Below are 23303 nucleotides of genomic sequence, written 5' to 3'. Positions count from 1 at the left end.
TGTAGCACTTTGAATTGCTGCATGTTTTATCCTTGATCGGCTAGGATTTAAGCATACATGCAGAAGAGCGACCATGAGCGACCGAAAGGGAACTTGGGCGGATGACGCAATTCCGGCGGGACGACACGCCACAAACGAAGCCCTTTGCCAGGATGCTGGCAACCAAGAGGTTTTTCGCCCGCTTGGTCCTTTTGGCGGAGCAGGTTCTGCCCCGCGCGCTGACGCCTGCGTCAATCGTTCTTCTGTTCCTCTCCGCAGGCTGGCTTGGCTTCTTCCGCGTCGCGCCGTTGTGGCTGCACGCCGCAATCCTTCTCGTCTTCTTCGCAGGCTTGTTCTTCTCGCTCCTGCCGCTGACCCGGGTCCGCTGGCCGGAACACACCGATGCCGACCGGATGCTCGAAGAGCGCAACGACCTGCCCCATCAGGCGATCCGCGTCCAGGACGACACGCCGGCAACGGAGGGAGCATTCGGGGCGGCGCTGTGGCGGGAGCACCAGGCGCGCATGGCCCGAATGGTCCGTGCACTGGACACCGGCCTTCCGCGCCCCGACATCGCGCGGCATGACCCCTGGGCACTCAGGGCGGTCCCCGTGCTGCTCGCCTGCCTTGCATTTGCCTACTCCTATTCGAACCGCGCGGGGCTGGTAACGGACGCTTTCCGGCTACCCCAGCAACAGGTCGTCGCGGCGGACATCCGCATCGACGCCTGGGTGACGCCGCCGGCCTATACCGGCCGCGCGCCGATCTTCCTGACCGGCCGGCAGGACACGGCCTCCGCTCAGGAGCAGGCCCTGGCTCAGGAAAAGGCCCTCATCACCGTGCCGCAGTTCAGTGATTTGACGGTCAGGATAACCGGTGCCGGACCGGAGGCGCGCGTGAGCTACGTCGAGTCCGGCGGAACGGGACCGATCGTCATTCCGGCTTCCGCGGACAAAGCGAAATCGGAGCCAAAGACGGAGCCGCAGGAAACCGTGCAGGCGCCGCGAAACGGCGTCCGCAACCATCTCTACAAAATAACAAAGGACGGAACGCTTTCGGTCGGCGGGCAAAGCTGGAACTTCAAGATCACGCCGGACAGCGTCCCGGACATCGCTTTCGATGGCGCCCCGCGCCCGACCGCGAATGCGTCGCTCGAAATGAGCTTCCTCGCGCATGACGACTACGGCATCTCGCAGGCCTGGGCTGAGATCAAGCCGTTGGACGAGCCGCCTGCCGGCGCCCGGTCGCTCTACCCTCCGCCCGAGTATCGCCTCGACCTGCCGCGCCGCAATGCCCGTGAGGCCAAAGGGACCACGAGCCGGAACCTCAGCGAGCATCCGCTCGCCGGAAAGCGTGTGCGCATCACCCTGGTCGCCCGCGATGCCGCCGGCCAGGAAGGCCGAAGTGTGCCGCAGGACATGATCCTCCCGGCCCGGCAGTTCTTCGAACCGCTCGCCGCCGCCGTTGCCGAGCAACGACAGGTCTTCGCGCTTAACGTCAACGACCTGCCACGCGCGATCGATCTCAACGACGCACTGACGCTCTACGCGGAGCAGACGATCCCCAATCTTACGCATTTCCTGCTGATCCAGTCGGCGCGCACGCGCATGGCGCTCGCGCGCAACGACGACATGCTCAGGGACGCAGCTGATCATCTCTGGGAGATTGCTCTCGGCATCGAGGACGGAGATCTGTCGCTCGCCGAGCGGCGGCTGCGCGACGCCCAGCAGAAGCTTTCCGATGCACTGGACCGCGACGCGCCCGACGAGGAAATCGCCAAGCTGATGCAGGAATTGCGCCAGGCGATGCAGGAATACATGCAGGAACTTGCACGGCAAGCCGCGAAAAATCCGCGCATGGCGGTCAACCCCGACCAGAACAACGTGCTGCGCCAGCAGGACCTGCAAAAGATGATGGACCAGATCGAAAACCTGGCCCGATCCGGCTCACGCGATCAGGCGCGCCAACTCCTCTCCGAACTGCAGAGAATGATGAACAACCTGCAGGCCGGGCGCATGCCGCAAATGGGCGAGCAGAACAACGCCATGCGCCAGCAGATGGACAAGCTCGGCCAGTTGATGCAGCAGCAGCAACAGTTGATGGACGAGACCTTCAAGCTTGACCAGGCGCTGCGCGACCGCATGCAACGTGGCGATCCGCTACAGGGCGAAGACAACGAACTTTTCGGCCAGGACATGCCGCAGGATCCCGGGCAGCGAAACGATCCCAACGGCCAGCCCAACCCGCTCGACGACATGACCGCCGAACAGTTGAAGGAAGCCTTGAAGCAACTGAGGCAGCAGCAGGAAGGGCTTGGCAAGCAGCTCGGCGAGCTGCAGAAGGGCCTCGAGCAGCTTGGCGTCAAGCCCGGCAAGGGCTTCGGCGAAGCACAGCGCGAGATGAAGGGAGCGGCCGACGCTCTTGGCGAAGGCCAGGGCGAACAGGCTGTCGGCAGTCAGGGCCGGGCGTTGCAGGCCTTGCGCGAAGGCGCACAGGACATGATGAACCAGATGCAGGCCCAAGGGCAGCAGGGTCCCGGACAGGGCGTTCCGCAATACGGCCAGAATGGACGCGACCCGCTCGGCCGTCGTCAGCAGAACGTCGGTCCCGACTTCGGCGACCAGGTTAAGGTTCCGGACGAAATCGACACCCAGCGCGCCCGCGAAATCCTCGACGCGATCCGCCGCAAGCTCGGTGACAGCCTGTCTCCGGAAGCCGAGCGGCAATATCTTGAACGCCTGCTCGATATGCGTTGACCGCCACATGATTCCGTACAGCAAATCAAAGTGCTAGAGCCCTTCAGGGTTAAATGGAAGCAGTTCTGCCGGAGCAGGTTTTCGTCAGGGCAGAGGCGATCGGCGAGGGGCGTACCCGGATGTACGTCCAAGCCGATCGCCTCTGAGCCTGGCGGAAAGATGCCCGGCCCTCCGGGTTGGCTGAAACGGGCCGCCTGATCGACCGGCCGGCTTGGCCGTATGCTTTGGCTACGCCGCGCGCCGGCCGGTCGACCATCCGACTCCGTTTGAGCCAACAGAACTGTTCCATTTAACCCTGAAGGGCTCTAGAGCGACCCTTGCGCGTCCGATTGGACGCGCAGCGCTGTACGGTGTGCGTGTAGAAGCACGCACATAACCGGCCGTCGCCGGCAAGCGGCGAAGGCCGGAAATCGGAAATGGCTGTCAGGCGACGAGCGCCAAGGCGACCGCCTTGCGAATATCGGGCAGCGAAAACGGCTTGGAAATCACATCGACAACCTTGCCCGAGAGATCGTCCGCGCGTTCGCGCTGTTCCGCATAGCCGGTCATCAGCAGGATCTTGAGCGCGGGAAACGCGGCAGAGGCCTGATGCGCCAATTCGATGCCATCCATCACCGGCATGCGGATGTCGGATAAGAGCAGATCAAAGGCCTGGCTTTGCAGGCAGGCGAGCCCGTCGGCTCCATCTCCCGCCTCGACAGTTTCATGTCCATCGAGTCGCAATGCGCGCGCCACAAATGAGCGCAGGGCATCCTCATCCTCGGTAATCAGGATTCTCGCCATCATGGCCTCCCGTGTTCGCTCCCATAGAGCGCCATGCGTCCCTTGAAGTGGCAAAGGACGCTCATCTCGTTGAACTCGAGCATCATGCCTGCTGAAACCGCTGCCGATTTCGAGCATATGCCGACGCCACGTTTCGGCATGGCCGAAGCCGTGACGCCCATCCAAACAACCAGCTTTTCGTTTGCTTTCGGTAAACGCCGCAGCGTCGATTTTCAGAAAAGGCGGCGCATCATTGCTTGGACAGTCCGGCCCAAGGACAGATCATGCAGCATTCAAAGGGCTCGCAGCGACCTATGCGCGTCTAACTAGACGCCCGGCGCTGTAGGTATCACTCAGCGTCGCCCGTGACGACGCCGACGAATGGCAGTTCGCGGAAGGCGTAGGCGACGTCCATGCCGTAGCCGACGACGAAATGGTCCGGGCACTCGAAGCCGACATAATCAGCCTCCAGATCGACCCGCCGCTTCACCCGCTTGTCCAAGAGAACGGCGATCGTAACATTGCGCGCGCCGCGCTCCAGAAGCAGGTCCTTGGCGAAACGCAATGTCCGGCCGGATTCGAGAATGTCATCGATCAGCAAGACATCGCGATCGTGCACGTCGCTGTCGATGTCCTTGGTGATCTTCACGCCCTTGGATTCTGTTCCCGTACCGTAGCTCGACAGCGTGATGAATTCGACCTCCGGTGCGAGACCGGCGTCATGCATGGCGCGGATGAGATCGGCCGCGAAGACGAACGAGCCTTTCAATATCGAAATGACCAGCAGATCCTTGTGCGGGCCGCGAACGATCGCATCGGCCATTTCGTGATTGCGGGCAGCGATCGTCTCGGCGCTGTAAAGGACTTCGATGTTCTTGCCGCGGACGACGGGCATGCGGGGCTCTCCAGCACTTCATTGCGGAAGACAAGGAGCGCCTTCCTTTCAAGCGCCGCTTAGCACAATCAGAGCCGAGAAACACTGTTTTCGGCGAAAGAAACCGTCACGTCAGGCATTTTTCCGCCCGCGTAAGGAAGGCGGGCAGCGAAATGACGGCTCTCGCCGGGTGCAATCGACGCGCCATCGGGCATCAAACGCGTTGCTGTCACCTTGCGTCCGTTGCTTCTGACGTCGACCACGACAAGCGGCAGACGCTGCTCGATGCCGGAGCGGTTGTCGATGCTTCCGTAGACCGAAAGCACCTGCATGCCGCCGGCATAGTCGAAGGAAGTCGTGACGCCTTCGATCGACAGAGATTGGGTGTCCGCCTGGCCTCCGCTGAAAAGTCCCGCGATCAGAAGAAACACCCCAAGGCCCAGCCCGCTGACCAGCCCGGCGAAACGGCGGGGCGGCATGCGGCGCAACCTCGCCTCGACGACCGTCAGAAATTGCCCAGACGGCTTTCCGCGCCTGCGGCGAACGACTCGCCCGTTGTCGTTGAAAACCGGATAGGGGCTTGGCCGCACGATGGTGGCGATGGTCTCGAATTCGGCGTCGACATAGTCGAGGTTTCTGGCCGGGGCGCCACTTGGACGCGCCTCCCGTTCCGGGGGAAGCAGATCGACGCGTGCGGTGGTTCTTGAGCGAAATGCCTGCATGGGTTCCCCTCGGGATCGCTCCCTCGCTCCTCCCGGAGCATCGTGCACGCGGATCGGCAGCGCGACCGGCGGCAGCCTTGAGCGGAGCTTGCGGGCAATGCCTGTAACCAGCCTGTGCAAGAAACAGGGCATTGCATCAAATCCTGACGACACGTAAACGGAAATGGTTAATGTTTCGGAAAGAAGCCGTGAAAGCGACGCCTTTTCATGGAAAGTTAACCGCCGCTTAACCACCGTGCCGCACATCGATTGTACCCAGGCGGACCTGCTGCCCTCTGCGCGGACGATCGGCTTGGCGGCGGATGTCGAAGGTCGTGACGAGAAACTGGGCTGGCCCATTGATTCACTTTGAGAACGTCGGATTGCGCTATGGCATGGGACCGGAAATCCTCCGGGACCTGACATTCGACATCCCACGCCGGTCGTTTCAGTTTCTCACCGGACCGTCGGGCGCCGGCAAGACGACCTTGCTGCGGCTGCTCTTTTTGTCGCTGCAGCCGACGCGCGGGTTGATCCGCATGTTCGACCGTAACATCTCCTCCATCCCGAGGGACGAATTCCCGATGCTGCGCCGGCGCGTCGGAATTGTCTTCCAGGACTTCCGCCTGCTTGACCATCTGACGACCTACGAAAACGTCGCCCTGCCGCTGAGAGTGCGCGGCAAGGAGGAGGCAAGCTACCGCGCGGATGTGCTCGAACTTCTCAAATGGGTCGGGCTCGGCGAGCGCATCAACGTGCTGCCGCCTGTGCTCTCGGGTGGCGAAAAACAACGTGCAGCGATCGCCCGAGCTCTGATCGACCGGCCGGAGATCCTGCTCGCCGACGAGCCGACGGGTAACGTCGACCCGCCGATGGCGCGCCGGCTGCTGAACCTCTTCCTGGAGCTCAATCGCCTTGGAACGGCGGTGGTGATAGCGACCCACGACCTGTCTTTGATGGACCAGGTCGAAGCCCGGCGCATGATCCTGTCACAGGGACGGCTCGACATCTATGAATGAGAACAGCGTCCCCCGCCGCGAACCCGAACAGCAGCAGCGCCGCGCCGAGATGCGCGTGCGCCCGACCGGTCCGATCGTGCCTTCGGCCAACGTTTCCGGCCATGCACTGATGTGCGTCATCGCGATCATGTCCTTCCTCGCCTGCCTGACGCTCGGCGGGGTCAGCATGGTACGGGCGACGGCGCAAAGCTGGCAGTCCCAGATCTCCCGGGAAATCACCATCCAGATCAAGCCCGACGACAAACTCGACATGGAAAAGGCGCTCGCCGATGCGCGCGACCTGGCGCTGACCTTCAGCGGCACGACCGGCGGGAAGATTGTCGACCGGGCCGCCACGGCCCGGCTGCTCGAGCCGTGGCTCGGCGAGGGGCTCGATCTCGACGAACTGCCTGTGCCGCGACTGATCGTCGTTACGATCGACGAGAACAACCCGCCCGATTTCGCCGCCATGCGCGAGGCGCTGACGGAAACCATCCCGCAGGCTTTTCTCGACGATCATCGCACCTGGGTCGACCGTCTGGTGGCAATGGCCAATACCACCGCGATGATTGGCAGCGGCGTCCTCGCGCTGGTTTTCTCGGCCATGGTTCTGACCGTCGTCTTCGCAACCCGCGGCGCGTTGTCCGGCAACCGTCACATCGTCGAAGTGCTGCATTTTGTCGGTGCGGAGGCGAGTTTCGTGGCCTCCGAGTTCCAGAAGCACTTCCTCCGAATCAGCCTGAAAGGCGCCGGTGCGGGCGGCTTGCTGGCCGCGCTTTCCTTCGCCATGGCCAGTTTCTGGCAATCGCAGACGCTCGCCACCCCAGAATCGGACCAGGCAACGGCGCTGTTTGGCCGATTTGCCATCGGCTACACCGGCTATCTCGGCATTTTCGCGATCATAATCGTCATCGCCCTGCTGACGACTCTGACGGCTCGCCTTACAGTCATGCGGACGATCTACGAAATAGATCTCATCCGGTCGGATCCCGGCCGGACGGACACCTATCAAAGCTGACAGCCATGAACCGCGCTCACGCCATCTATTCCTTGCCGCAATCTGCGGCTACTGCATGATTCCTTAAATCGGGATCGATTTAAGGACAAAATCATGCAGCAATTCAAAGTGCTACAGCGACCTTTGCGCGTCCGATTGGACGCGCGGCGCTGTATTTGAAGAGAATCATGATGGGGCAAGAACTGCGCGAGAGCGGAATGGCCGAGAGGGGCAGATGGCGAGAGAGGGCCGCGCGCCGCCGTCGGTCCCGCAGCCTGGTGCGCAAACTTCTGCGACGGACGTTTTTTGTGCTCCTCATCTTTCTCGCCGTTTTCGTCGCCGGTTTCCTGCAATTTGCCGATACGGTCGCATCGCTGCAGCCACCCACACGTCCAAAGGCCGATGCAATCGTCGTCCTGACGGGTGGTTTCCAGCGGATCGATCAGGCGGTGGATCTTCTGAAATCCGGAGCAGGCAAGCGTCTGTTGATTTCCGGCGTCCACCCGACCACGACGGGAAGCCAGATACGCCGAAACACGCAGAGCTCGGCCGATCTCTTCAAATGCTGCGTCGACATCGGGCATGAAGCGATCGACACGATCGGCAACGCCACGGAGGCTGCGCAGTGGATCCGCGACCGCAGCTATCGGAGCGTGCTCGTCGTCACCAACAATTATCACATGCCGCGCAGCCTTCTGGAGTTGCGGCGCGCCAAGCCGGACACGGAATTCATCGCCTATCCGGTCGTCAATTCCGATCTGAAGACGACCAACTGGCTGCGCAACCCTCTGGTCCTGAAGGCCATTCTGCTTGAATATGGCAAATATTCCGTCGCCTCCCTGCTCGACATGATGGGCGCGCGGCCGACGAACGGCCTGAGGGAGGCTATTTCCTCTCGGGTGACTCCGGCGGAAGAGTAGATAGCCAAACGGCACGAAGCAGAGTCGACCGCGACTTTTGCGCTGGTAAAAGCCTGCGTGGACGTCGCAGCGGTTTTCCTTGGCGACATATTCGTGTAGGCAGCGGAGAGCGGCCGGCCCCGGCCGCCAATGCCGCCCAGCCCTCATCGAGAGCCACCTGATGATCATCCTGCGTTCGATCCTTTTCAATATGGTTTTCTATGCCAATCTGGTCGTGCAGATGATCGTGTTGACGCCGATCTATTTTATTGTACCCCGCAAGAAGGCCTGGTTCGTGCCGAAGAATTGGGTGCGCAGCAACCACTGGCTCCTGGAGAAGATTGTCGGCACGACATTCGAAATCGAAGGTTTGGAGAATATTCCGGAGGGGTCTTACATTTTCGCGCCCAAGCACCAGTCCTTCTGGGATGCCTATGCGCTCCTGCCATGGCTCGACGATCCGTTCTACATCCTCAAGCGCGAACTCACCTGGATACCGCTGTTCGGCTGGTACATCATCAAGCAGCGCATGGTGCCGGTAAACCGCGCGGCGCGCGGCAAGGCGATGACCGACGTTATGGAGCGCACCAAGAACGAGATGGCGACCGGGCGGCAATTGATCATCTATCCGGAAGGCACGCGCCGTCCTCCGGGTGCACCGCCCGAGTACAAATATGGCATCGCCCGCCTCTACCGCGATCTGAAAGTTCCGGTCGTGCCCGTTGCCATGCATCCAGGCCTCTTCTGGCCGCGACGCAAATTCCTGCGCTTCCCCGGTCATTTCAAGGTGCGCATCCTCCCGCCGGTCGAGGCCGGGATGGATCCAGATGCGTTTCTCAAAAAGCTGGTCGAGGTAACCGAGGCCGCAAGCGACGAACTGCTGGTCGAGACCGTCAAGGCCAACCCGCATCTGCCCTTGCCGGAGACGGCAAAGCAGCGGCTGCGCGAACTCGGTCAGGCTTCCTGAGCCATAGCCGCGCCACTGCATGCTTCCCTAGGTCGGCGCGGATCTAAGGACAAACACGCAGCACGTCAAAGTGCTACAGCGTCCTTTGCGCGTCTGGAAGGACGCGCGGCGCTGTCGTCGCGGTCAATCTTGCAACGACATCCTCCAGCCACTGGTCGCGAATCCCCATTTCCCTGAGATGGGCGAGCGTATTGAGCACGTATTCGCTGTTCTGCCCGGACTTGCCGGAGGCGGTCGCGACCGTTTCCGCCGCTTCCGCCGCGCTGAGTGCCCCGGCGTATTGGGCGTGACCGCGGTCGACCACATAGGCAAGCGCCGGCACACGGCGCCCGTCGGCAAGCTGAACCGGCATGGTCCGCTCCCTGTAGACTTGCGTTACAAGTTCGCGCTCGCGCAGATAGTCGACCACATCGGCCTTTTCTCCTCCGGGCACGCGAAATGCCGTGCCGATGCAGGAGCCGCCATAGTCGAGGCCGAGCACAAGACCGGGCCGCTGCTGCGTGCCGCGATGCACCCATGAATGCACGCAGAGGGAGCGCCTGTAGCCGAAGGCGCGCGCCGTCGACTTCTCCTCAAAACGGAAACCCGGGTTCCACATCAACGACCCGTAGCCAAAGACCCAAAATTCGTCCATATCCACTGCCATTCAATCTTAGCCGCCTGCCACACGTCGCATCATTCGCCAACGCTGTCGCGATCGATCAAGCCGAAACGTCGTCGGCACACGGAAGAGAGGGCGGCAACCGTATACAGGAATGGAAAATAGTTTGCAGGATCGGCAACCGCCACCCGGAACGGAATGAGAAAAAGCCGTTTCTTCATCTCCACCTTCGATCACAATGATCCGAAGCGGTTCCAGCCACAGCAGTAATTGGAGTACGCGATTAGAATGACCGTCACCGATGTCGCCAACGGATCACCAGCCGGCAAGAAATTCCTCTGGCTGACAGTGGGCGTCGTGCTCGCCGCCGGCATTTATTCGGCCGGCTGGTTCTTCGCTGCAGACCAGATCGAAAAGCGACTGACAACCTACCTCTCGGAAAAGCGGGAAAATGGTCTTGGCGGTGAGTGCACGGAGATGGACGTGCGCGGCTTTCCGTTCCGCATCGGCCTCTTCTGCGACGAACTGCGGCTCGACGACAATGTTCGCGGCGCTTCCGCATCCTTCGGCGCCTTGAGAACGGCCGCCCAAGTCTATCAGCCGGGGCATGCCGTCGTCGAACTCGACGGTCCCGCCGAGGTCCGGATGTCACCTGGCCTGACGCTCTCGGCCGATTGGACGCTGCTGCACGCGAGCCTCAAGGCGACGATGTCGGGCCTCGACCGCACGTCGATCGCCTATGACAATCTCACGGGAACGGCGCGTTGGCCGCTCACGGGCGACAGCCTGGGTTTCGGCGCAAGCCACGGCGAGATGCACCTGCGCCAGAACGGCGAAGACCTCGACGCCGCCCTGAGCGTGGAGAAGCTCGACCTGCGCCCGGAGCAAGGGCCGAGCCTCGCCTCCCCGGTCGATGTCGCAGCGGATGTCACTGTCGTCGGCAAGGCCGGATGGATGCAAGCAGGTGCCCTTTCAGAGCACATGCTTCGCGGCAGCAGCGGCGAACTGCGTCACTTGACGCTTGACGCCGGCGACGGAATGAGCGCGAAGCTTTCGGGCCCCTTTTCGGTAGATGATCAGGGCCTGATTTCCGGCGAATTCTCGCTGACGATGATGAATATCGATGCCTGGCGGGCGAGCCTCGTGAAGGTGATTCCGGACGAAACGGACCTGATCGACAACATCGCCAACATGCTGAAAGCGTTTGCCGGCGGCAAGAATGAGGCAACGGTGAAGCTCAACGTCCGCGACGGTACCGCCTTCCTGGCCTTCATTCCGGTCGGCGTATTGCCGCCACTCTGAAGCGCCTACTGCATGTTTCCTTAGATCGTAGCCGATCTAAGGATAAAAACATGCAGCAATTCAAAGTGTTACAGCGTCCTTTGCGCGTCTGACAAGACGTGCGGCGCTGTAAGCGCAGTACCGATTATTTGGGATCCATTGCATGCCGGCCGAAGTCCGGCATCGCCGTGTCCTGGCCCGCCTGAATGATCGAGCGACGGATTGCCCGCGTGCGGGTGAAGAGGTCGAACAGCTTGTCGCCGTCGCCCCAGCGGATCGCTCGCTGCAGGTAGGCTAGGTCCTCGGAAAAGCGGGCCAGCATTTCGAGGATCGCGTCCTTGTTGTGCAGGCAGACGTCACGCCACATCGTCGGGTCCGAGGCTGCGAGGCGCGTGAAGTCGCGAAAGCCGGACGCCGAATATTTGATGACCTCAGACTCGGTGACCGCTTCCAGGTCATCTGCCGTGCCGACGATGTTGTAGGCGATGATGTGTGGAACGTGCGAGACGATCGCCAGCACTTTGTCGTGATGCTCCGGATCCATCTCGTCGACCATCGAGCCCATCGTCTCCCAGAAAAGCCTGAGCTTCGCGACGGCCTCTTCGTCGGCGCCGGTGGGCGGCGTCAGGATGCACCAGCGTCCGCGGAAAAGTCCGACGAACCCGGCGTCGGGGCCGGAATGCTCGGTGCCCGCGATCGGGTGGCCGGGGATAAAATGAACCGTGTCGGGCAGATGCGGCGCCATCTGCGCGATGACCGAGCCCTTTGTGGAACCGACATCGGTAACGATCGCGCCGGGCTTCAAATGCGCGGCGATTTCCGCGGCGACGGCACCGGAAGCGCCGACCGGCACCGAAACGACGACGAGGTCGGCACCCTTGACCGCCTCGGCTGCCGAAAGCGTGTAGCGGTCGCCGAGGCCGAGCTGTTCAGCCCGGGTGAGCGTCGCCGCACTCCGCGTCGAAACGACGAGCGTGCCGGCAAGCTGCTTTTCGCGGATTTCCCGGGCGATCGACGATCCGATCAGGCCAATGCCGACGAGGGCGATCGTTTCGAACTGTTGAGCCATCATTCTTGTCCCATGAATTCAGTCAGTGCGGCGATGACGCCTTCGTTCGCTTCCTCGGAACCAATGGTCATGCGGAGCGCATTGGGAAAGCCGTAAGCGCGCACGGCGCGCAGGATGAAGCCGCGAGCCGTCAGGAATGCATCCGCCTCCTCGGCCGTCCTCCCGCCGTTTTCCGGAAAGTGGATCAGCACGAAGTTGGTGACCGAAGGCGTCACCCGCAGGCCGATTTCCTGCAAGGCCGCTGTGACCTTCGCGAGCCATGTAAGATTGTGATCGACGGCCGCGGCAACGAAGGCCTGGTCGCGGATCGCTGCCGCGCCCGCCGCAATCGCCGGCGCATTGAGATTGAACGGGCCGCGCACACGGTCCACGGCGTCCACGATCTCGCGCGGGGCAAACATCCAGCCGATGCGAAGCCCGGCGAGCCCGTAGATCTTCGAGAACGTCCGCGTCATCACGACATTGCGATTGGCCGACACCAGTTCAAGGCCCGCCTCATAGTCGTTGCGCCGGACATATTCCGCATAGGCGGCGTCGAGCACCAGCAACACGCCGGCGGGAAGGCTCGCGTGCAGCCGGCGGACCTCGTCCACCGGGATATAGGTGCCTGTCGGGTTGGCCGGATTGGCGATGAAGACGATCTTCGTCCGCTCTGTCACCGCCGCAAGGATCGCGTCGACATCGACACGTGCGTCTTTTTCCTTGACCGTAACCGCTGTGGCGCCCGCCGCCATGATCTGGATCTTATAGACGAGGAAGCCGTGCTCGGTAACGATCCCCTCGTCGCCTGGGCCGAGATAGGTGTGGCAGAGCAGCCCGAGCAGCTCGTCGGAGCCGTTGCCGCAAACGATATTGGCCGGGTTGAGGCCGTGAACCGCAGCGATCGCGTCCTTGAGAGCCTGCGCCTGGCCATCCGGATAACGTTCGAGATTGAAAGCCGCCTTCTGGAACGCCTCGATCGCGCGCGGGCTGGCGCCGAGCGGCGTCTCGTTAGACGAAAGCTTGTGGACCTTGGCAACACCCGGCGCATGTTCCTTACCTGGCACATAGGCGGCAATGTCCAGAATTCCGGGACGCGGCTGCGGGCTCTTTGAAACAAGGTTCATCGGATCGGCTTTCACGGGAGAAATGTGGCAAAGCCAATACCGGGGCCGAGGAAATTTGTCGAGTGCGACGTGGTAAGCGCCCCGACTTACGATCGACTGCGCGTGCTTGGCACCCCATGGGGTGCCAGCACCGGAACGAAGACGCGACGCGAGGCGCGGACGGCCACCGGAAGCCCCTGATAGAGCCGCTTTTGCGCCTCTACGATGATCACTCCCGAAAACACCGGCCAAAAGGAACGGCCAAAGCGCTCCAGGCTGTGTCGCAGGCGCAGAACGATCTTGCGCTTCGACGGCGGAAAGAACAGTGCCTCGGAGGTCGCGCCGGGCGTGAAATTCGTCTCGCGCAAAAGCGCCGTCAACTGTCCGCGCGAATAGGGCCGCCCCGAGCCGAAAGGTGTGTGCTCCATCCGCGCCCAGACGCCGCGGCGATTCGGCACGACGATGACCAGCCGGCCACCGGGCGCGAGAACGCGCCAGATCTCCTTCATCGTTTCGCGCGGGCTTTCGGCGAACTCCAGGGAATGAACCATCAGGACGCGGTCGATCGAAGCGTCAGGCAATGGCAGTTCCTCGTCGAAGACCAGCGCCGTCGAGGACAACTCCGCGACAGGCCAGTTCACCGCCCCCTGCCCGGCCGGCATGAAGGCGAAGGTCCGCTCCGTATCGGCGCGGAACCGCTCAAGGTAGGGCACGGCATAGCCGAGGCCGACCAGCCGCTCCTCAGGCAAGCGTGCCCAGACCGAGGAGAGCGCCATGCTGACGGAATGCTCCGCCATCCGGCCCAGCTCGGAATGATAAAATTGACGAAGGTCGACGATATCCGTGTGCATGGCCAACATGTTAGCTTTGGAACGGTAGACTTCAAGGCGAGCCTCGCTACATTCGGCTGGAGCGGGGGGACGCAGTTTCGCCCGCATGCCACGTCACGCCCGATCGGAGGACCTCATCATGGCCGCGCTCGAACTCGACCTCTTCCTCTGCCGTACCGATAATTTTGGTGTGCTTCTCCATGATCCGGAGAGCGGCGCAACGGCATCGATCGATGCTCCAGAAGAACGACCGATTCTCGACACGCTGGAGCGGCGGGGCTGGCGCCTCACGCATATCCTGACGACCCACCACCACGGCGACCACGTGGCGGCGAATGTCAGCCTGAAAGAACGCTTCGGCGTCACGATCATCGGCCCGAAAGGCGAGGCATCAAAGATCCCCGGCATCGACAGGAGCGTTGGCCAAGGGGACCACTTCGATTTTGCCGGGCATCCGGTCGAGGTCATCGAAACGCCGGGACATACAGCCGGCCACATCTGCTTCCATTTCCCCAAGGATAAGTTGCTGTTTGCAGCGGATACGCTGTTTGCGCTCGGCTGCGGGCGGCTCTTCGAGGGAACGGCCGAGACCATGTGGCAATCACTCAACCGGCTGATGGCGCTCCCGGACGACACGTCCGTTTATTTCGGCCACGAGTACACGCTCAGCAATGCGCATTTCGCCGTGACGATCGATCCCGAAAACGCAGCGCTCAAGGCGCGTGCCGCCGAAATCGAGGAGACGCGGTCGGACGGCGGGTACACCGCGCCAACGACGATCGGCCTCGAAAAGCGGACCAACCCGTTCCTTCGCGCAGGCGACCAGAAGATCCGCAAGCATCTCGGCCTGGAGAGAGCGAGCGACGCGGAGGTGTTTGCAGAGATCCGCAAGCGCAAGGATAATTTCTGATGGACGTCCCACGGGGTCTTACGCCGGCCGCAATCGTCGACGCGCTTGGATTAGCGAGACATCCGGAGGGCGGCTGGTATGTGGAAACCTTCCGCGATGATGGCGCGCCACGCAGCCATTCGACGGCGATCTACTATCTGCTCGAAAGGGGCGAGCGTTCGCACTGGCATCGCGTCCGCGACGCGGCCGAGATCTGGCACTACTACGCGGGCGCCCCTCTCGAACTCAGCATCGCCGAGCCGGGCAAGTCGGCCTCGCGTTTCCGGCTTGGTCCGGACCTGCTTGAGGACGAAAGGCCGCAGCACGTCGTTCCCGCCAATTGGTGGCAGTCGGCCGCCTCACTCGGAGACTGGACGCTCGTCGGCTGCACCGTGGCGCCCGGCTTCGACTTTTCCGCATTCGAGATGGCGGCACCCGGCTGGCAGCCGCCAGAGAGCTGACCCCCTACTCCGCCGGCTGCGGTGCGGCGCTCCTCTTGCGAAAGATCATATCCTTCGCCGCCAGCACGGCACCGCCGGTCACGAGCAGGCAGGCGGCGGCAATACGCCAGGAAGGGTCTGCAAAGCCGAACAGGATCAGGATGAGCGTCGAGAAGACCGGTGCGACATAGCTGGCCACGCCGAGAAGCTGGATGTCTCCATTCTTCACGCCGAAGTCCCAGGCATAGAAAGCCGCGCCGACCGGCAACAGGCCGAGTCCGGCGACCGCCAGCCATTCGAAAGCCGTCTGCGGCCAGATCGTCGATTCGAGACCGAGGTGGCAGAGGAAGGAAAGGATGGACGTCGCAAGGCAGAAACCGGTGACGACATCGGTCGAAACCGCGTCGAAGCGGCGCGTCAGCAGCGAATAGCCCGACCAGGTGAAGGCGCAGAGGAATGCCGCGCCGTAGCCGAGCGTATAGGCTTCGTCGAAGGCGATGCCGTTACGTGCGATGATCAGGATCGTGCCGCCAAGTCCCGCGAGCGCGCCGGCGATGTGATACCAGCGAAGCTTTTCGCCCGGCAGCAGCGCCGAGCCGACCACGATCAGCAGCGGCCAGAGATAGGCGATCAGGCCCGCCTCGACGGCCGGGGCGTTTCGAAGCGCGGTGAAATAGAGAAAGTGATAGCCGAAAAGCCCGGCAATTCCGGTGATCCAGACCTTGGCCGGCTGCTTCAGCAGCTTGAATCGCTCCGGCTTCAGGGCAAGCACGGCGATGCCCGGCAGGCTACCGATGAGGAAGCAGATCGCCGACAGCTGGAACGGCGGCATTTTGCCCGAAGCGGCGGTAAAGAGCGCCAGCAGCGACCACATCAGGATCGCAGAAAAACCGATCAGCGTTGCCTTGAACTTCATTCCTGCCCCCACGCCCGGCCCACATGCGTGAAAGCCGTGTCAAATCAACCATGCCATGCATAGTTAGCGTCCGTTCGCGACGGACGAAAGAGAATTTCGGGATCGATCAATCGCCGAACCGCGTCGCGGAAACCGTCACGGGGCCAAGCTTCGTCGGAATACGGACATAGACCGGGGCATAGACATCGACGGCCTCGGCCCTTGCAAACCAGACCTCCATCGTCTCCAGCCGGCGCAGATATTCGACATCCTCGCGCCCCTTCCTATACCCCGCTTTCGGGACGAAGCGGACACCGCAGACAATGACTTCGCCCTCGAATCCTCTGGTCTTGAAGCTTCGGGTCCCCTTGGGCGAGAGCTTGATGTCGAGCCGCGATTCGCCATCGAAGATCGGCAGCGTGTTGGGGCAGACCCTGCTCTTCCCCGGAATAATCAGCCCGGAGAGCGGGTCCAGCACGTTGCGCATGTCACGGCTCGTGACCGGCACCCAGTTCTTCGGCAGCGGGTTGCGTTTCGGGGTCATGCTCGCGCGCACGACATTGCCGTTGCGGAAGGTCACGCTGATTGCGCGTGACTTTCTGCCACTGCGATAGGACATCGAATATTGCGAGGCGCGCAGATGATCATTCGCGATCACCCCGGAAACGCGTGTCTGCCCGGACGTGCGACTGATGATGTCGACGAGTCCTGCGGAATTCAGCGTGCCGGAAATCGTGTAGCGATTCTTTACAAGTTGGGTGTGGAAAGTGGCGCGAGCCAAAGGCAGGCCGGCAAGCGCAATACTGTAATCCGTTTGATGCTCGATATCCGCAGCCAAGGATGCTGTGGAAAACATCATGGCAGTCAGCAATGCTGATGCCCGGAAGCCATTGCGCCTTTTCATGCCCGAAAGCCCTGTCGTTCCTTGCCCGTTGCAATCCTCTGGGATGCAAGCGGTTTGCGGCTTTTTTTGCGCCAATTGCTCAAAAACCGGCCGCCGCAAGCAGAACGAGCGGCACCTTTTCGTTGCACGGCGTTTTGAGAGAAATAGCGCAGTGAATAACGGCTTGGAATGGGTATCGGCAGAGATTATTGTAGCGGCGGCAGCGATCGCGTTGCGGTTTTTCGAGAATGCGCAGTGTTTGGCTTGACTGGCAGGCCTTCTGTGACTATAGAACCGCGACTTTCCAATAATGGCCAACAGGAACGCGGCCTGGGCTCTGGGCCCGCTACCGCATTGTCCGGCGGCGATAAGAGAATAGGTGTACCATGTCCCGTAGTTGCGAATTGACCGGCAAGGGCGTCCAGTCGGGCCACAATGTCAGCCACGCCAACAACAAGACCAAGCGCAAGTTCCTCCCGAACCTGTGCAACGTCACGCTGATTTCCGATGCTCTCGGCCAGCGCTTCCGTCTGCGCGTTTCCGCAGCCGCTCTCCGCTCGGTCGAACACCGCGGCGGTCTCGACGCTTTCCTGCTGAAGGCTAACGAGAACGAGCTGAGCATGCGCGCTCGCCTGCTGCGCCGCCAGATCGTCAAGAAGACCGCTGAAGCAGCCTGATCGGCGCCAGCTCTTCCGACAAGACTTGAAGGCTTGCGGACTTCGTCCGGCAAGCCTTTTTCTCGTGTCGAGACCTATTCAGTCGCCCGGGCAAGCGCCCGGTCCCGGTTTCTCCAACTGGTGGCATCACCCAGGATAAAAAAATGCTGATCAACCGCACCTTCTTTGTCTATGTCGCAGTTATGACCCTCGTGGTCGTGGCGTCGAATTTCCTCGTCCAGTACCCGCTTCCGGGCTCCATTGCCGGCATGAACCTCGGCGATCTGTGGACCTGGGGCGCTTTCAGCTATCCCTTCGCCTTCCTCGTCACAGATCTCACCAACCGCCATTTCGGACCGCGGATCGCGCGGCGCGTGGTCGTCGCCGGTTTTGTCGCCGGCGTCACTTTCTCGATCTACCTCGCGACGCCGCGCATCGCGATCGCCTCCGGCTCGGCGTTCCTGTTCGGTCAGCTCCTCGACATTTCCGTGTTCAACCGGCTGCGTCGGCAGACCTGGTGGCAAGCGCCGCTCGCCGGCTCCCTCATCGGCTCGGCTTTGGACACCGCGATGTTCTTCTCCTTCGCCTTCGCACCGCTCTTCGTGTTCTTCGGACCGAACGACAGCTTTGCGCTCGAAGCCGCTCCCCTGCTCGGCGTGCTTGCAGCAGGGGCGCCGCGCTGGATTTCCTGGGCGCTCGGCGATCTTCTGGTGAAGATCCTATGTGGCATCGTGCTGCTGCTGCCCTATGGAGCGCTGATGAGCGTCATCAAGCCGATGCCGGCGGCCAACGCCACCGCATAAGGCCAGTGAAGAACGGAAATGACGGGTCGCGATGCGGCCCCGTTTTCGTTTGCGACTTTCCACGCTCCCGACGAAGAGCTGAGTTAACTCAATCCACGACCAGCCGGAATTCGAGCATCAGGTTGCGCTCGAGAATCGAATGGTTGTCATCGGAAACGACGATCACGCGAATCTCGCGGTCGGGCCGCACGACGACATCCAGCCCCTCCATATTGTCGATCTGGTAGCTCATGTCGGCCTGGAGCAGCACCTCGCCGTCGACGACGGCGCCGGGATGGATGTCGCCGGCGGCAACCCTGCGAATGCGCATGCCGAGGCCGGAGGCCAGATTGAACCGGCGTTCCAAGAGAAGCAGATCGCCGTTTGGCAGGAAGTCGCCGTCGGTGACCGCATAAGGATCCTCGCGAACGACCGTGAATGCACCCTTCATCGGCCCCTCGAGAATGCTCGCCAGAAGGTTGTCCGCTTTGTCGACGCTGCGTTCCGCAACCACGACCGCAGCGCCCTGAAGCGGACTGTTCTTTGGCGAGACCGCGATCGTTTCAAGGCCACCGTTGATACGCAATTCTTCGATGGGAAACGGCAGGACCATATGTCCGACGGGTCTTGATCGCGCGAAACCCGGATCGGGATAGACCTCGATGCGGGCTAGTTGCTCGAAGCTGACGATCGCCTCACCGTCGCGCAGCGCCAACCCTTCCGAGTCCACCCTCCATTTTTCGAGCTCGGCACCGCCGTCCCCATCGATCATCGAGGTCACGGTCAGGTCGGTCAGCCCCAGCGGCCTGCCTCTATCGTCCCGGACGACGGCTCCCTCCACCCAGTGGCCGGTATCCATCACGGCGACGAAGGAATCGCTGCCCGGGCGGAACCGGATCGCGGAAATCGCGCCGAGCAGCGGGTTCGGCGAGGTTATTTCAATGCCACCGATGAATTCGAGTCCGCCAAACACTGTCTCATTGGAGCCGGCTTTGAACTGCCTTATCTGCCGCGCCTGAACCGGCACGATCTCGGTCGTCGGCTCCGGCTGCGCGATTGCAGGCGATGCCAGAAGGGAGAGGAGGACAAGGCTTTGACGGAGCATCTAAAAGGGACCTTCGGAGGGCAATGCGAGGGCGTGACAAGCCGCGACGGCATTGCCGCTATCAAATCGGGCGTAGAAGCCTTCGCAGGCGGAAACTCAATCAGTGCCGGGCCGTGGATCGGCTGATCACTACCCCGCGCGGCGCATGCGCCCTGGGCGTCGATGCAGGCTTTCGTCCTCGAAGAGCCCTGCGAGCTGCTCCGTCATCGCACCCGCCAGTTCGTCCGCGTCGACAATGGTCACCGCGCGGCGATAATAGCGCGTCACGTCGTGGCCGATGCCGATCGCCAGAAGCTCAACCGGCGAACGGGTCTCGATCTGCTCGATGACGGCGCGCAGGTGACGTTCGAGATAGTTTCCAGGGTTCACAGACAAGGTGGAATCATCGACCGGCGCGCCGTCAGAGATCATCATCAGGATGCGCCGTTGCTCCGGCCGCGCCAGCAGCCGGTCGTGCGCCCACATCAGCGCCTCGCCATCGATGTTCTCTTTCAGCAAGCCTTCGCGCATCATCAGCCCGAGATTGCGGCGCGCCCGACGCCAAGGGGCATCGGCGGATTTATAGACGATGTGCCTCAGATCATTGAGACGGCCGGGTGCCTGCGGCTTGCCGCTCGCCAGCCATTTCTCGCGCGACTGCCCGCCCTTCCACGCCTTGGTGGTAAAGCCGAGGATCTCCACCTTGACGCCGCAACGCTCCAGCGTGCGGGCGAGAATGTCGGCGCAGGTCGCCGCAACCGTGATCGGTCGGCCGCGCATCGAGCCGGAATTGTCGATCAGCAGCGTCACCACAGTATCGCGGAAGGTCGTGTCCTTCTCGCGCTTGAAGGAAAGTGGCTGCATCGGGTCGATGATGATGCGTTGGAGCCGGGCCGTGTCGAGATAGCCTTCCTCGAGGTCGAATTCCCAGGAGCGGTTCTGCTGCGCCATCAGCCGGCGCTGCAGCCGGTTGGCGAGGCGGCCGACCGCCCCTTGCAGGTGGGCCAGCTGCTTGTCGAGGAACGCACGGAGGCGATCGAGCTCCGCCTCGTCGCAAAGCTCCTCGGCGGTGATCGTCTCGTCGAACTCGCGCGTAAAGACGGTGTAGTCGACCTTCTCATTGAAATCCGCAAAGGGGTGGTTCGGCCGCTTGACCTCGCCGGGCGTCTCGCTCTCCTCTTCGCCCTCGTCCTGAAGGTCGTCATCGGAAATCTCGGCGCCGTCCATCTCGCCTTCTTCCATCTGCTCCTCGGCAGACTGGTTCTCATCGGCGGGGGCTGCGTCGGAGCCTTCTTCCTCGTCGCTGGCGTTCTCGTCCTGCTCCTGGCTGCGCGGTTGGTCCTCGTCGGTCTCGCTTTCCTGCTCGTCCGGCTCGATATCGTCCTCGCCGTATTTCTCGGCGACATCCATCGACGACAGCATGTCGCGCACGACGCGAGCGAAGGCCTGCTGATTGGTAATCGCGGCGGGCAGGTTGCGCATGTCCGCGGCCGCCTTGCTCTCGATGAAATCGCGCCAGAGGTCGAGCACCTTGCCGGCCGATGCTGGTGGCTTCTGCCCGGTCAGCTTTTCGCGCACGAGAAGCGCCACCGCCTCTTCGAGCGGCGCATCCGACTGGCTCTCGATCGCCGCGAAATTCGCCTTGGCGTATTTCTCGTCGAGCATCGAGGAGAGGTTGTCGGCGACACCCGCCATCCGGAGCGCACCGATCGCCTCGACGCGCGCCTGTTCGACGGCATCGAAGATCGCCCGCGCATCCGCTCCCTGCGGCGACATCGTCGCATGGACGCGTGCGTCGTGGCACGCCTTGCGCAGTGCCATGGAGTCGCCCAGGCCTCGCGCCACGGCAAGCTCCTGCCGGGTCGGGCGTTTGGAGAGTTCCGGAAGCCGGATGCGCTCGCCCGCCATTCCGGGGCGTTCGTTTGCGAAGGCGACCTCGATCTCGGCATCGCCGGCAATCGACCGGATACAGCCGGAAAGCGCCCGCTTGAACGGTTCAGCGGCGTTTTCCCTCGTGTTCGGTTTCGCCTTGGAGTTCGAGCTCACGACAAATCCTTTTCAGCCAGATACGGTGACATCCGGGTGCTTAAATCCGCTTGACTGTGAAGCCTGAGCGCCGGCTTCTACCCGAAGCCGGCGTCAGAAAGCCTTAGGCTGTGGCTTCCAGCACGATATTGGCGGCGCTCTCCTTGAGCTCAACGCCGAAGGCCCGCTGGTAGTGCTCGGCGACCAGCGCCCGCTCCAGCTCGTCGCACTTGTTCAGGAACGTCACTCGGAAGGCGAAGGCGATATCGCCGAAGATATAGGCGTTCTCCGCCCAGGTGATCACGGTACGCGGGCTCATGACCGTCGAAAGGTCGCCATTGATGAAAGCCGCACGCGTCAGATCCGCGACGCGAACCATCTTGGATACCGTCTCCCGTCCCTTGTCGGCGGTAAAGCCCTTGACCTTGGCGGCGACGATGTCGACCTCCTTGTCATGCGGCAGATAGTTGAGCGTCGTGACGATCGACCAGCGGTCCATCTGCGCCTGGTTGATCTGCTGCGTACCGTGATAGAGGCCGGTCGTGTCGCCGAGGCCGACCGTGTTCGCGGTCGCAAACAGGCGGAAGGCCGGATGCGGGCGAATGACGCGGCTCTGGTCGAGCAGCGTCAGGCGACCGGAGGATTCAAGCACACGCTGAATGACGAACATGACGTCCGGTCGGCCGGCATCGTATTCGTCGAAGACGAGCGCGACATTGTGCTGATAGGCCCAGGGGAGGATGCCGTCCTTGAACTCGGTGACCTGCAGCCCGTCCTTGACGACGATCGCATCCTTGCCCACGAGGTCGATACGGCTGACATGGCTGTCGAGGTTGACGCGCACGCAGGGCCAGTTGAGCCTCGCCGCAACCTGTTCGATATGGGTGGACTTGCCGGTCCCATGGTAGCCGGCAACCATCACGCGCCGGTTGTGAGCGAATCCTGCAAGAATGGCGAGCGTCGTTTCGCGATCGAAGAGATAGTCCGGGTCGAGATCGGGGACATAGGCGTCGCCCTTCGAATAGGCAGGAACGCGCAAATCCGTATCAATGCCGAAGACCTCCCGGACAGAGATCGTCGTGTCAGGGAGGTTGGAAATGTCGAGGTCAATCTTACTCATCATGTCTCCAGAGCGGCCGCCGGTCGGCACCCGCGCATTCGCCTGCAAAAAGTGCTTTCTGTCATAATCCGCGTTGTTAGCAGAAACCAGCCTGTTTTAACAATTGATAGGCTTGAATAACCGCGCGAAAACGGTCCTCCGATCCCCTGTCTCCGCCATTCGCATCGGGGTGGTGCTTCTTCACGAGCTCCTTGTAGGCCGCCTTAATGTCGGCAGCTGTTGCCGAGGCAGCGAGGCCAAGCGTTTCGAAGGCTTTGCCTTCGAGGGTCTTCAGCTTGCGCAGGCGCGGTTCATGCCGAGCCGACCGGGCGCGCGCCTCGTTGAAGAAGCCGAACGGATCGCGCATGCGGGCCTGCGCCCCCGCCGTGCCGGAGCGCATCTGCGACTGAGTTGGGCCGTTTCGGGCGCTCTTGTTGACGCCGACGGTCCAGGTCGGACGATGGCCCGTCACGGCTTCCTTCTGGTAGCGCGCGATCTCCGTGTCGGAGAGCCCGGAGAAGTAATTGTAGCCCTTGTTGTATTCCTTCACATGCTCGAAGCAGAACATGAAATATTCGCCCTCGGCATTGCGGCCGACGGGAGCTCGATGCATCGCCTTCTTGTCGCAGCCGTCCCACTGACATACGGGCGCAGAGGGCTCTGCGCGCGGCTCCACCTTGCGGCGCGTACGGATGCGATCGAAGTATTTTGAATCGAGTTTCATAGCCGACATTATGGGGTTTGGAGGCCC

General features: G+C 62.2%; 25 protein-coding genes. 11 read left to right on the top strand and 14 right to left on the bottom strand.

The genetic code is table 11. From position 1 onward, the window contains the following. The first annotated feature begins 101 nt into the window (after positions 1–101). The gene (locus tag PZN02_RS09535; RefSeq protein ID WP_280661316.1) at positions 102–2735 is read left to right on the top strand and encodes a TIGR02302 family protein; all 2634 of its coding nucleotides are present in this window, start codon (positions 102–104) and stop codon (positions 2733–2735) included. A gap of 423 nt (positions 2736–3158) precedes the next feature. Here the strand turns inward: PZN02_RS09535 and PZN02_RS09530 are convergent, their stop codons facing one another. From PZN02_RS09530 to PZN02_RS09520, 3 genes are all read right to left on the bottom strand, one after another. After that, positions 3159–3518, bottom strand: a complete 360-nt coding sequence (locus PZN02_RS09530; RefSeq protein ID WP_136508849.1) for a response regulator — start codon at positions 3516–3518, stop codon at positions 3159–3161. 328 nt (positions 3519–3846) lie between these two features. Beyond that, complete coding sequence (gene hpt, locus PZN02_RS09525) at positions 3847–4392, bottom strand: hypoxanthine phosphoribosyltransferase (RefSeq protein WP_280661315.1); 546 nt, start codon at positions 4390–4392, stop codon at positions 3847–3849. A 68-nt stretch (positions 4393–4460) separates the two neighbouring features. Further along, positions 4461–5093 carry a hypothetical protein gene (locus tag PZN02_RS09520; RefSeq protein WP_280661314.1) on the bottom strand — a complete coding sequence of 211 codons (633 nt, stop codon included), beginning with the start codon at positions 5091–5093 and terminating at the stop codon, positions 4461–4463. A gap of 163 nt (positions 5094–5256) precedes the next feature. Here PZN02_RS09520 and PZN02_RS09515 point away from each other — a divergent pair, with 163 nt between their 5' ends. From PZN02_RS09515 to PZN02_RS09495, 5 genes are all read left to right on the top strand, one after another. Next, a complete protein-coding gene (locus PZN02_RS09515; protein ID WP_280661313.1) occupies positions 5257–5445 on the top strand; it encodes a hypothetical protein in 189 nt (62 codons plus the stop codon). Positions 5446–5467: 22 nt separating this feature from the next. Beyond that, entirely contained in the window at positions 5468–6091 is a 624-nt protein-coding gene (gene ftsE, locus PZN02_RS09510; RefSeq protein WP_234887029.1) for a cell division ATP-binding protein FtsE, read from the top strand. Further along, complete coding sequence (locus tag PZN02_RS09505; RefSeq protein ID WP_280661312.1) at positions 6084–7088, top strand: cell division protein FtsX; 1005 nt, start codon at positions 6084–6086, stop codon at positions 7086–7088. The genes ftsE and PZN02_RS09505 overlap by 8 nt, the downstream gene beginning before the upstream one ends. Before the next feature lie 197 nt (positions 7089–7285). Further along, the gene (locus PZN02_RS09500) at positions 7286–7987 is read left to right on the top strand and encodes a YdcF family protein (protein WP_280661442.1); all 702 of its coding nucleotides are present in this window, start codon (positions 7286–7288) and stop codon (positions 7985–7987) included. A gap of 160 nt (positions 7988–8147) precedes the next feature. Then, the gene (locus PZN02_RS09495; protein ID WP_280661311.1) at positions 8148–8933 is read left to right on the top strand and encodes a lysophospholipid acyltransferase family protein; all 786 of its coding nucleotides are present in this window, start codon (positions 8148–8150) and stop codon (positions 8931–8933) included. 73 nt (positions 8934–9006) lie between these two features. Here PZN02_RS09495 and PZN02_RS09490 read toward each other — a convergent pair whose 3' ends face one another. Both PZN02_RS09490 and PZN02_RS09485 read right to left on the bottom strand, forming a co-directional pair. Next, positions 9007–9579, bottom strand: coding sequence for a gamma-glutamylcyclotransferase (locus tag PZN02_RS09490; RefSeq protein WP_280661310.1), 573 nt, complete (start codon positions 9577–9579; stop codon positions 9007–9009). Between the two features lie 29 nt (positions 9580–9608). Continuing rightward, positions 9609–9755 carry a hypothetical protein gene (locus tag PZN02_RS09485; protein ID WP_280661309.1) on the bottom strand — a complete coding sequence of 49 codons (147 nt, stop codon included), beginning with the start codon at positions 9753–9755 and terminating at the stop codon, positions 9609–9611. Between the two features lie 67 nt (positions 9756–9822). Here PZN02_RS09485 and PZN02_RS09480 point away from each other — a divergent pair, with 67 nt between their 5' ends. After that, a complete protein-coding gene (locus PZN02_RS09480) occupies positions 9823–10836 on the top strand; it encodes a DUF2125 domain-containing protein (RefSeq protein WP_280661308.1) in 1014 nt (337 codons plus the stop codon). Positions 10837–10960: 124 nt separating this feature from the next. On the opposite strand, the gene PZN02_RS09475 is transcribed toward PZN02_RS09480, so the two are convergent. The 3 genes from PZN02_RS09475 to PZN02_RS09465 form a co-directional block, all read right to left on the bottom strand. After that, complete coding sequence (locus tag PZN02_RS09475; RefSeq protein ID WP_280661307.1) at positions 10961–11887, bottom strand: prephenate/arogenate dehydrogenase family protein; 927 nt, start codon at positions 11885–11887, stop codon at positions 10961–10963. Beyond that, positions 11884–12990, bottom strand: a complete 1107-nt coding sequence (gene hisC, locus PZN02_RS09470; RefSeq protein ID WP_280661306.1) for a histidinol-phosphate transaminase — start codon at positions 12988–12990, stop codon at positions 11884–11886. The genes PZN02_RS09475 and hisC overlap by 4 nt, the downstream gene beginning before the upstream one ends. 86 nt (positions 12991–13076) lie before the next feature. Further along, positions 13077–13829 (bottom strand): class I SAM-dependent methyltransferase, encoded by a 753-nt coding sequence (locus tag PZN02_RS09465; RefSeq protein ID WP_280661304.1) that lies wholly within the window; start codon positions 13827–13829, stop codon positions 13077–13079. Positions 13830–13938: 109 nt separating this feature from the next. Here PZN02_RS09465 and gloB point away from each other — a divergent pair, with 109 nt between their 5' ends. Continuing rightward, positions 13939–14709 (top strand): hydroxyacylglutathione hydrolase, encoded by a 771-nt coding sequence (gene gloB / locus PZN02_RS09460; RefSeq protein WP_280661303.1) that lies wholly within the window; start codon positions 13939–13941, stop codon positions 14707–14709. After that, positions 14709–15149 carry a cupin domain-containing protein gene (locus PZN02_RS09455; protein WP_280661302.1) on the top strand — a complete coding sequence of 147 codons (441 nt, stop codon included), beginning with the start codon at positions 14709–14711 and terminating at the stop codon, positions 15147–15149. Before gloB ends, PZN02_RS09455 begins: the two co-directional genes overlap by 1 nt. A 4-nt stretch (positions 15150–15153) precedes the next feature. Here PZN02_RS09455 and yddG read toward each other — a convergent pair whose 3' ends face one another. Further along, complete coding sequence (yddG, locus tag PZN02_RS09450; RefSeq protein WP_280661301.1) at positions 15154–16044, bottom strand: aromatic amino acid exporter YddG; 891 nt, start codon at positions 16042–16044, stop codon at positions 15154–15156. A gap of 106 nt (positions 16045–16150) precedes the next feature. Then, positions 16151–16927: a DUF3108 domain-containing protein gene (locus tag PZN02_RS09445; RefSeq protein WP_280661441.1), complete on the bottom strand. Its 777-nt coding sequence runs from the start codon at positions 16925–16927 to the stop codon at positions 16151–16153. Positions 16928–17292: 365 nt separating this feature from the next. Between PZN02_RS09445 and rpmB the strand changes: the two genes are divergently transcribed. After that, positions 17293–17583 (top strand): 50S ribosomal protein L28, encoded by a 291-nt coding sequence (rpmB, locus tag PZN02_RS09440; RefSeq protein WP_280661300.1) that lies wholly within the window; start codon positions 17293–17295, stop codon positions 17581–17583. A 143-nt stretch (positions 17584–17726) separates the two neighbouring features. Beyond that, the gene (locus PZN02_RS09435) at positions 17727–18365 is read left to right on the top strand and encodes a VUT family protein (protein ID WP_280661299.1); all 639 of its coding nucleotides are present in this window, start codon (positions 17727–17729) and stop codon (positions 18363–18365) included. A gap of 88 nt (positions 18366–18453) precedes the next feature. Here PZN02_RS09435 and PZN02_RS09430 read toward each other — a convergent pair whose 3' ends face one another. From PZN02_RS09430 to PZN02_RS09415, 4 genes are all read right to left on the bottom strand, one after another. Then, positions 18454–19449, bottom strand: coding sequence for an esterase-like activity of phytase family protein (locus PZN02_RS09430; protein ID WP_280661298.1), 996 nt, complete (start codon positions 19447–19449; stop codon positions 18454–18456). A 129-nt stretch (positions 19450–19578) separates the two neighbouring features. Then, positions 19579–21474: a cobaltochelatase subunit CobT gene (gene cobT, locus PZN02_RS09425; protein WP_280661297.1), complete on the bottom strand. Its 1896-nt coding sequence runs from the start codon at positions 21472–21474 to the stop codon at positions 19579–19581. Between the two features lie 103 nt (positions 21475–21577). Continuing rightward, positions 21578–22573, bottom strand: a complete 996-nt coding sequence (gene cobS / locus PZN02_RS09420; protein ID WP_136508830.1) for a cobaltochelatase subunit CobS — start codon at positions 22571–22573, stop codon at positions 21578–21580. 76 nt (positions 22574–22649) lie between these two features. Further along, complete coding sequence (locus PZN02_RS09415) at positions 22650–23285, bottom strand: J domain-containing protein (RefSeq protein ID WP_280661296.1); 636 nt, start codon at positions 23283–23285, stop codon at positions 22650–22652. Between the last annotated feature and the right edge of the window lie 18 nt (positions 23286–23303).

Source organism: Sinorhizobium garamanticum (assembly GCF_029892065.1).
Lineage (GTDB): Bacteria > Pseudomonadota > Alphaproteobacteria > Rhizobiales > Rhizobiaceae > Sinorhizobium > Sinorhizobium garamanticum.
Note: the sequence above shows the minus strand (reverse complement) of the source record. Positions and strands in the feature narration are given on the sequence as shown.

Coding starts and splice junctions, on each gene's coding strand:
- PZN02_RS09535 (WP_280661316.1), top strand. CDS start 102: ATGACGCAATTCCGGCGGGACGACACGCCACAAACGAAGCCCTTTGCC.
- PZN02_RS09530 (WP_136508849.1), bottom strand. CDS start 3,518: ATGGCGAGAATCCTGATTACCGAGGATGAGGATGCCCTGCGCTCATTT.
- hpt (WP_280661315.1), bottom strand. CDS start 4,392: ATGCCCGTCGTCCGCGGCAAGAACATCGAAGTCCTTTACAGCGCCGAG.
- PZN02_RS09520 (WP_280661314.1), bottom strand. CDS start 5,093: ATGCAGGCATTTCGCTCAAGAACCACCGCACGCGTCGATCTGCTTCCC.
- PZN02_RS09515 (WP_280661313.1), top strand. CDS start 5,257: ATGGTTAATGTTTCGGAAAGAAGCCGTGAAAGCGACGCCTTTTCATGG.
- ftsE (WP_234887029.1), top strand. CDS start 5,468: ATGGGACCGGAAATCCTCCGGGACCTGACATTCGACATCCCACGCCGG.
- PZN02_RS09505 (WP_280661312.1), top strand. CDS start 6,084: ATGAATGAGAACAGCGTCCCCCGCCGCGAACCCGAACAGCAGCAGCGC.
- PZN02_RS09500 (WP_280661442.1), top strand. CDS start 7,286: ATGGCCGAGAGGGGCAGATGGCGAGAGAGGGCCGCGCGCCGCCGTCGG.
- PZN02_RS09495 (WP_280661311.1), top strand. CDS start 8,148: ATGATCATCCTGCGTTCGATCCTTTTCAATATGGTTTTCTATGCCAAT.
- PZN02_RS09490 (WP_280661310.1), bottom strand. CDS start 9,579: ATGGCAGTGGATATGGACGAATTTTGGGTCTTTGGCTACGGGTCGTTG.
- PZN02_RS09485 (WP_280661309.1), bottom strand. CDS start 9,755: ATGAAGAAACGGCTTTTTCTCATTCCGTTCCGGGTGGCGGTTGCCGAT.
- PZN02_RS09480 (WP_280661308.1), top strand. CDS start 9,823: ATGACCGTCACCGATGTCGCCAACGGATCACCAGCCGGCAAGAAATTC.
- PZN02_RS09475 (WP_280661307.1), bottom strand. CDS start 11,887: ATGATGGCTCAACAGTTCGAAACGATCGCCCTCGTCGGCATTGGCCTG.
- hisC (WP_280661306.1), bottom strand. CDS start 12,990: ATGAACCTTGTTTCAAAGAGCCCGCAGCCGCGTCCCGGAATTCTGGAC.
- PZN02_RS09465 (WP_280661304.1), bottom strand. CDS start 13,829: ATGTTGGCCATGCACACGGATATCGTCGACCTTCGTCAATTTTATCAT.
- gloB (WP_280661303.1), top strand. CDS start 13,939: ATGGCCGCGCTCGAACTCGACCTCTTCCTCTGCCGTACCGATAATTTT.
- PZN02_RS09455 (WP_280661302.1), top strand. CDS start 14,709: ATGGACGTCCCACGGGGTCTTACGCCGGCCGCAATCGTCGACGCGCTT.
- yddG (WP_280661301.1), bottom strand. CDS start 16,044: ATGAAGTTCAAGGCAACGCTGATCGGTTTTTCTGCGATCCTGATGTGG.
- PZN02_RS09445 (WP_280661441.1), bottom strand. CDS start 16,927: ATGAAAAGGCGCAATGGCTTCCGGGCATCAGCATTGCTGACTGCCATG.
- rpmB (WP_280661300.1), top strand. CDS start 17,293: ATGTCCCGTAGTTGCGAATTGACCGGCAAGGGCGTCCAGTCGGGCCAC.
- PZN02_RS09435 (WP_280661299.1), top strand. CDS start 17,727: ATGCTGATCAACCGCACCTTCTTTGTCTATGTCGCAGTTATGACCCTC.
- PZN02_RS09430 (WP_280661298.1), bottom strand. CDS start 19,449: ATGCTCCGTCAAAGCCTTGTCCTCCTCTCCCTTCTGGCATCGCCTGCA.
- cobS (WP_136508830.1), bottom strand. CDS start 22,573: ATGAGTAAGATTGACCTCGACATTTCCAACCTCCCTGACACGACGATC.
- PZN02_RS09415 (WP_280661296.1), bottom strand. CDS start 23,285: ATGTCGGCTATGAAACTCGATTCAAAATACTTCGATCGCATCCGTACG.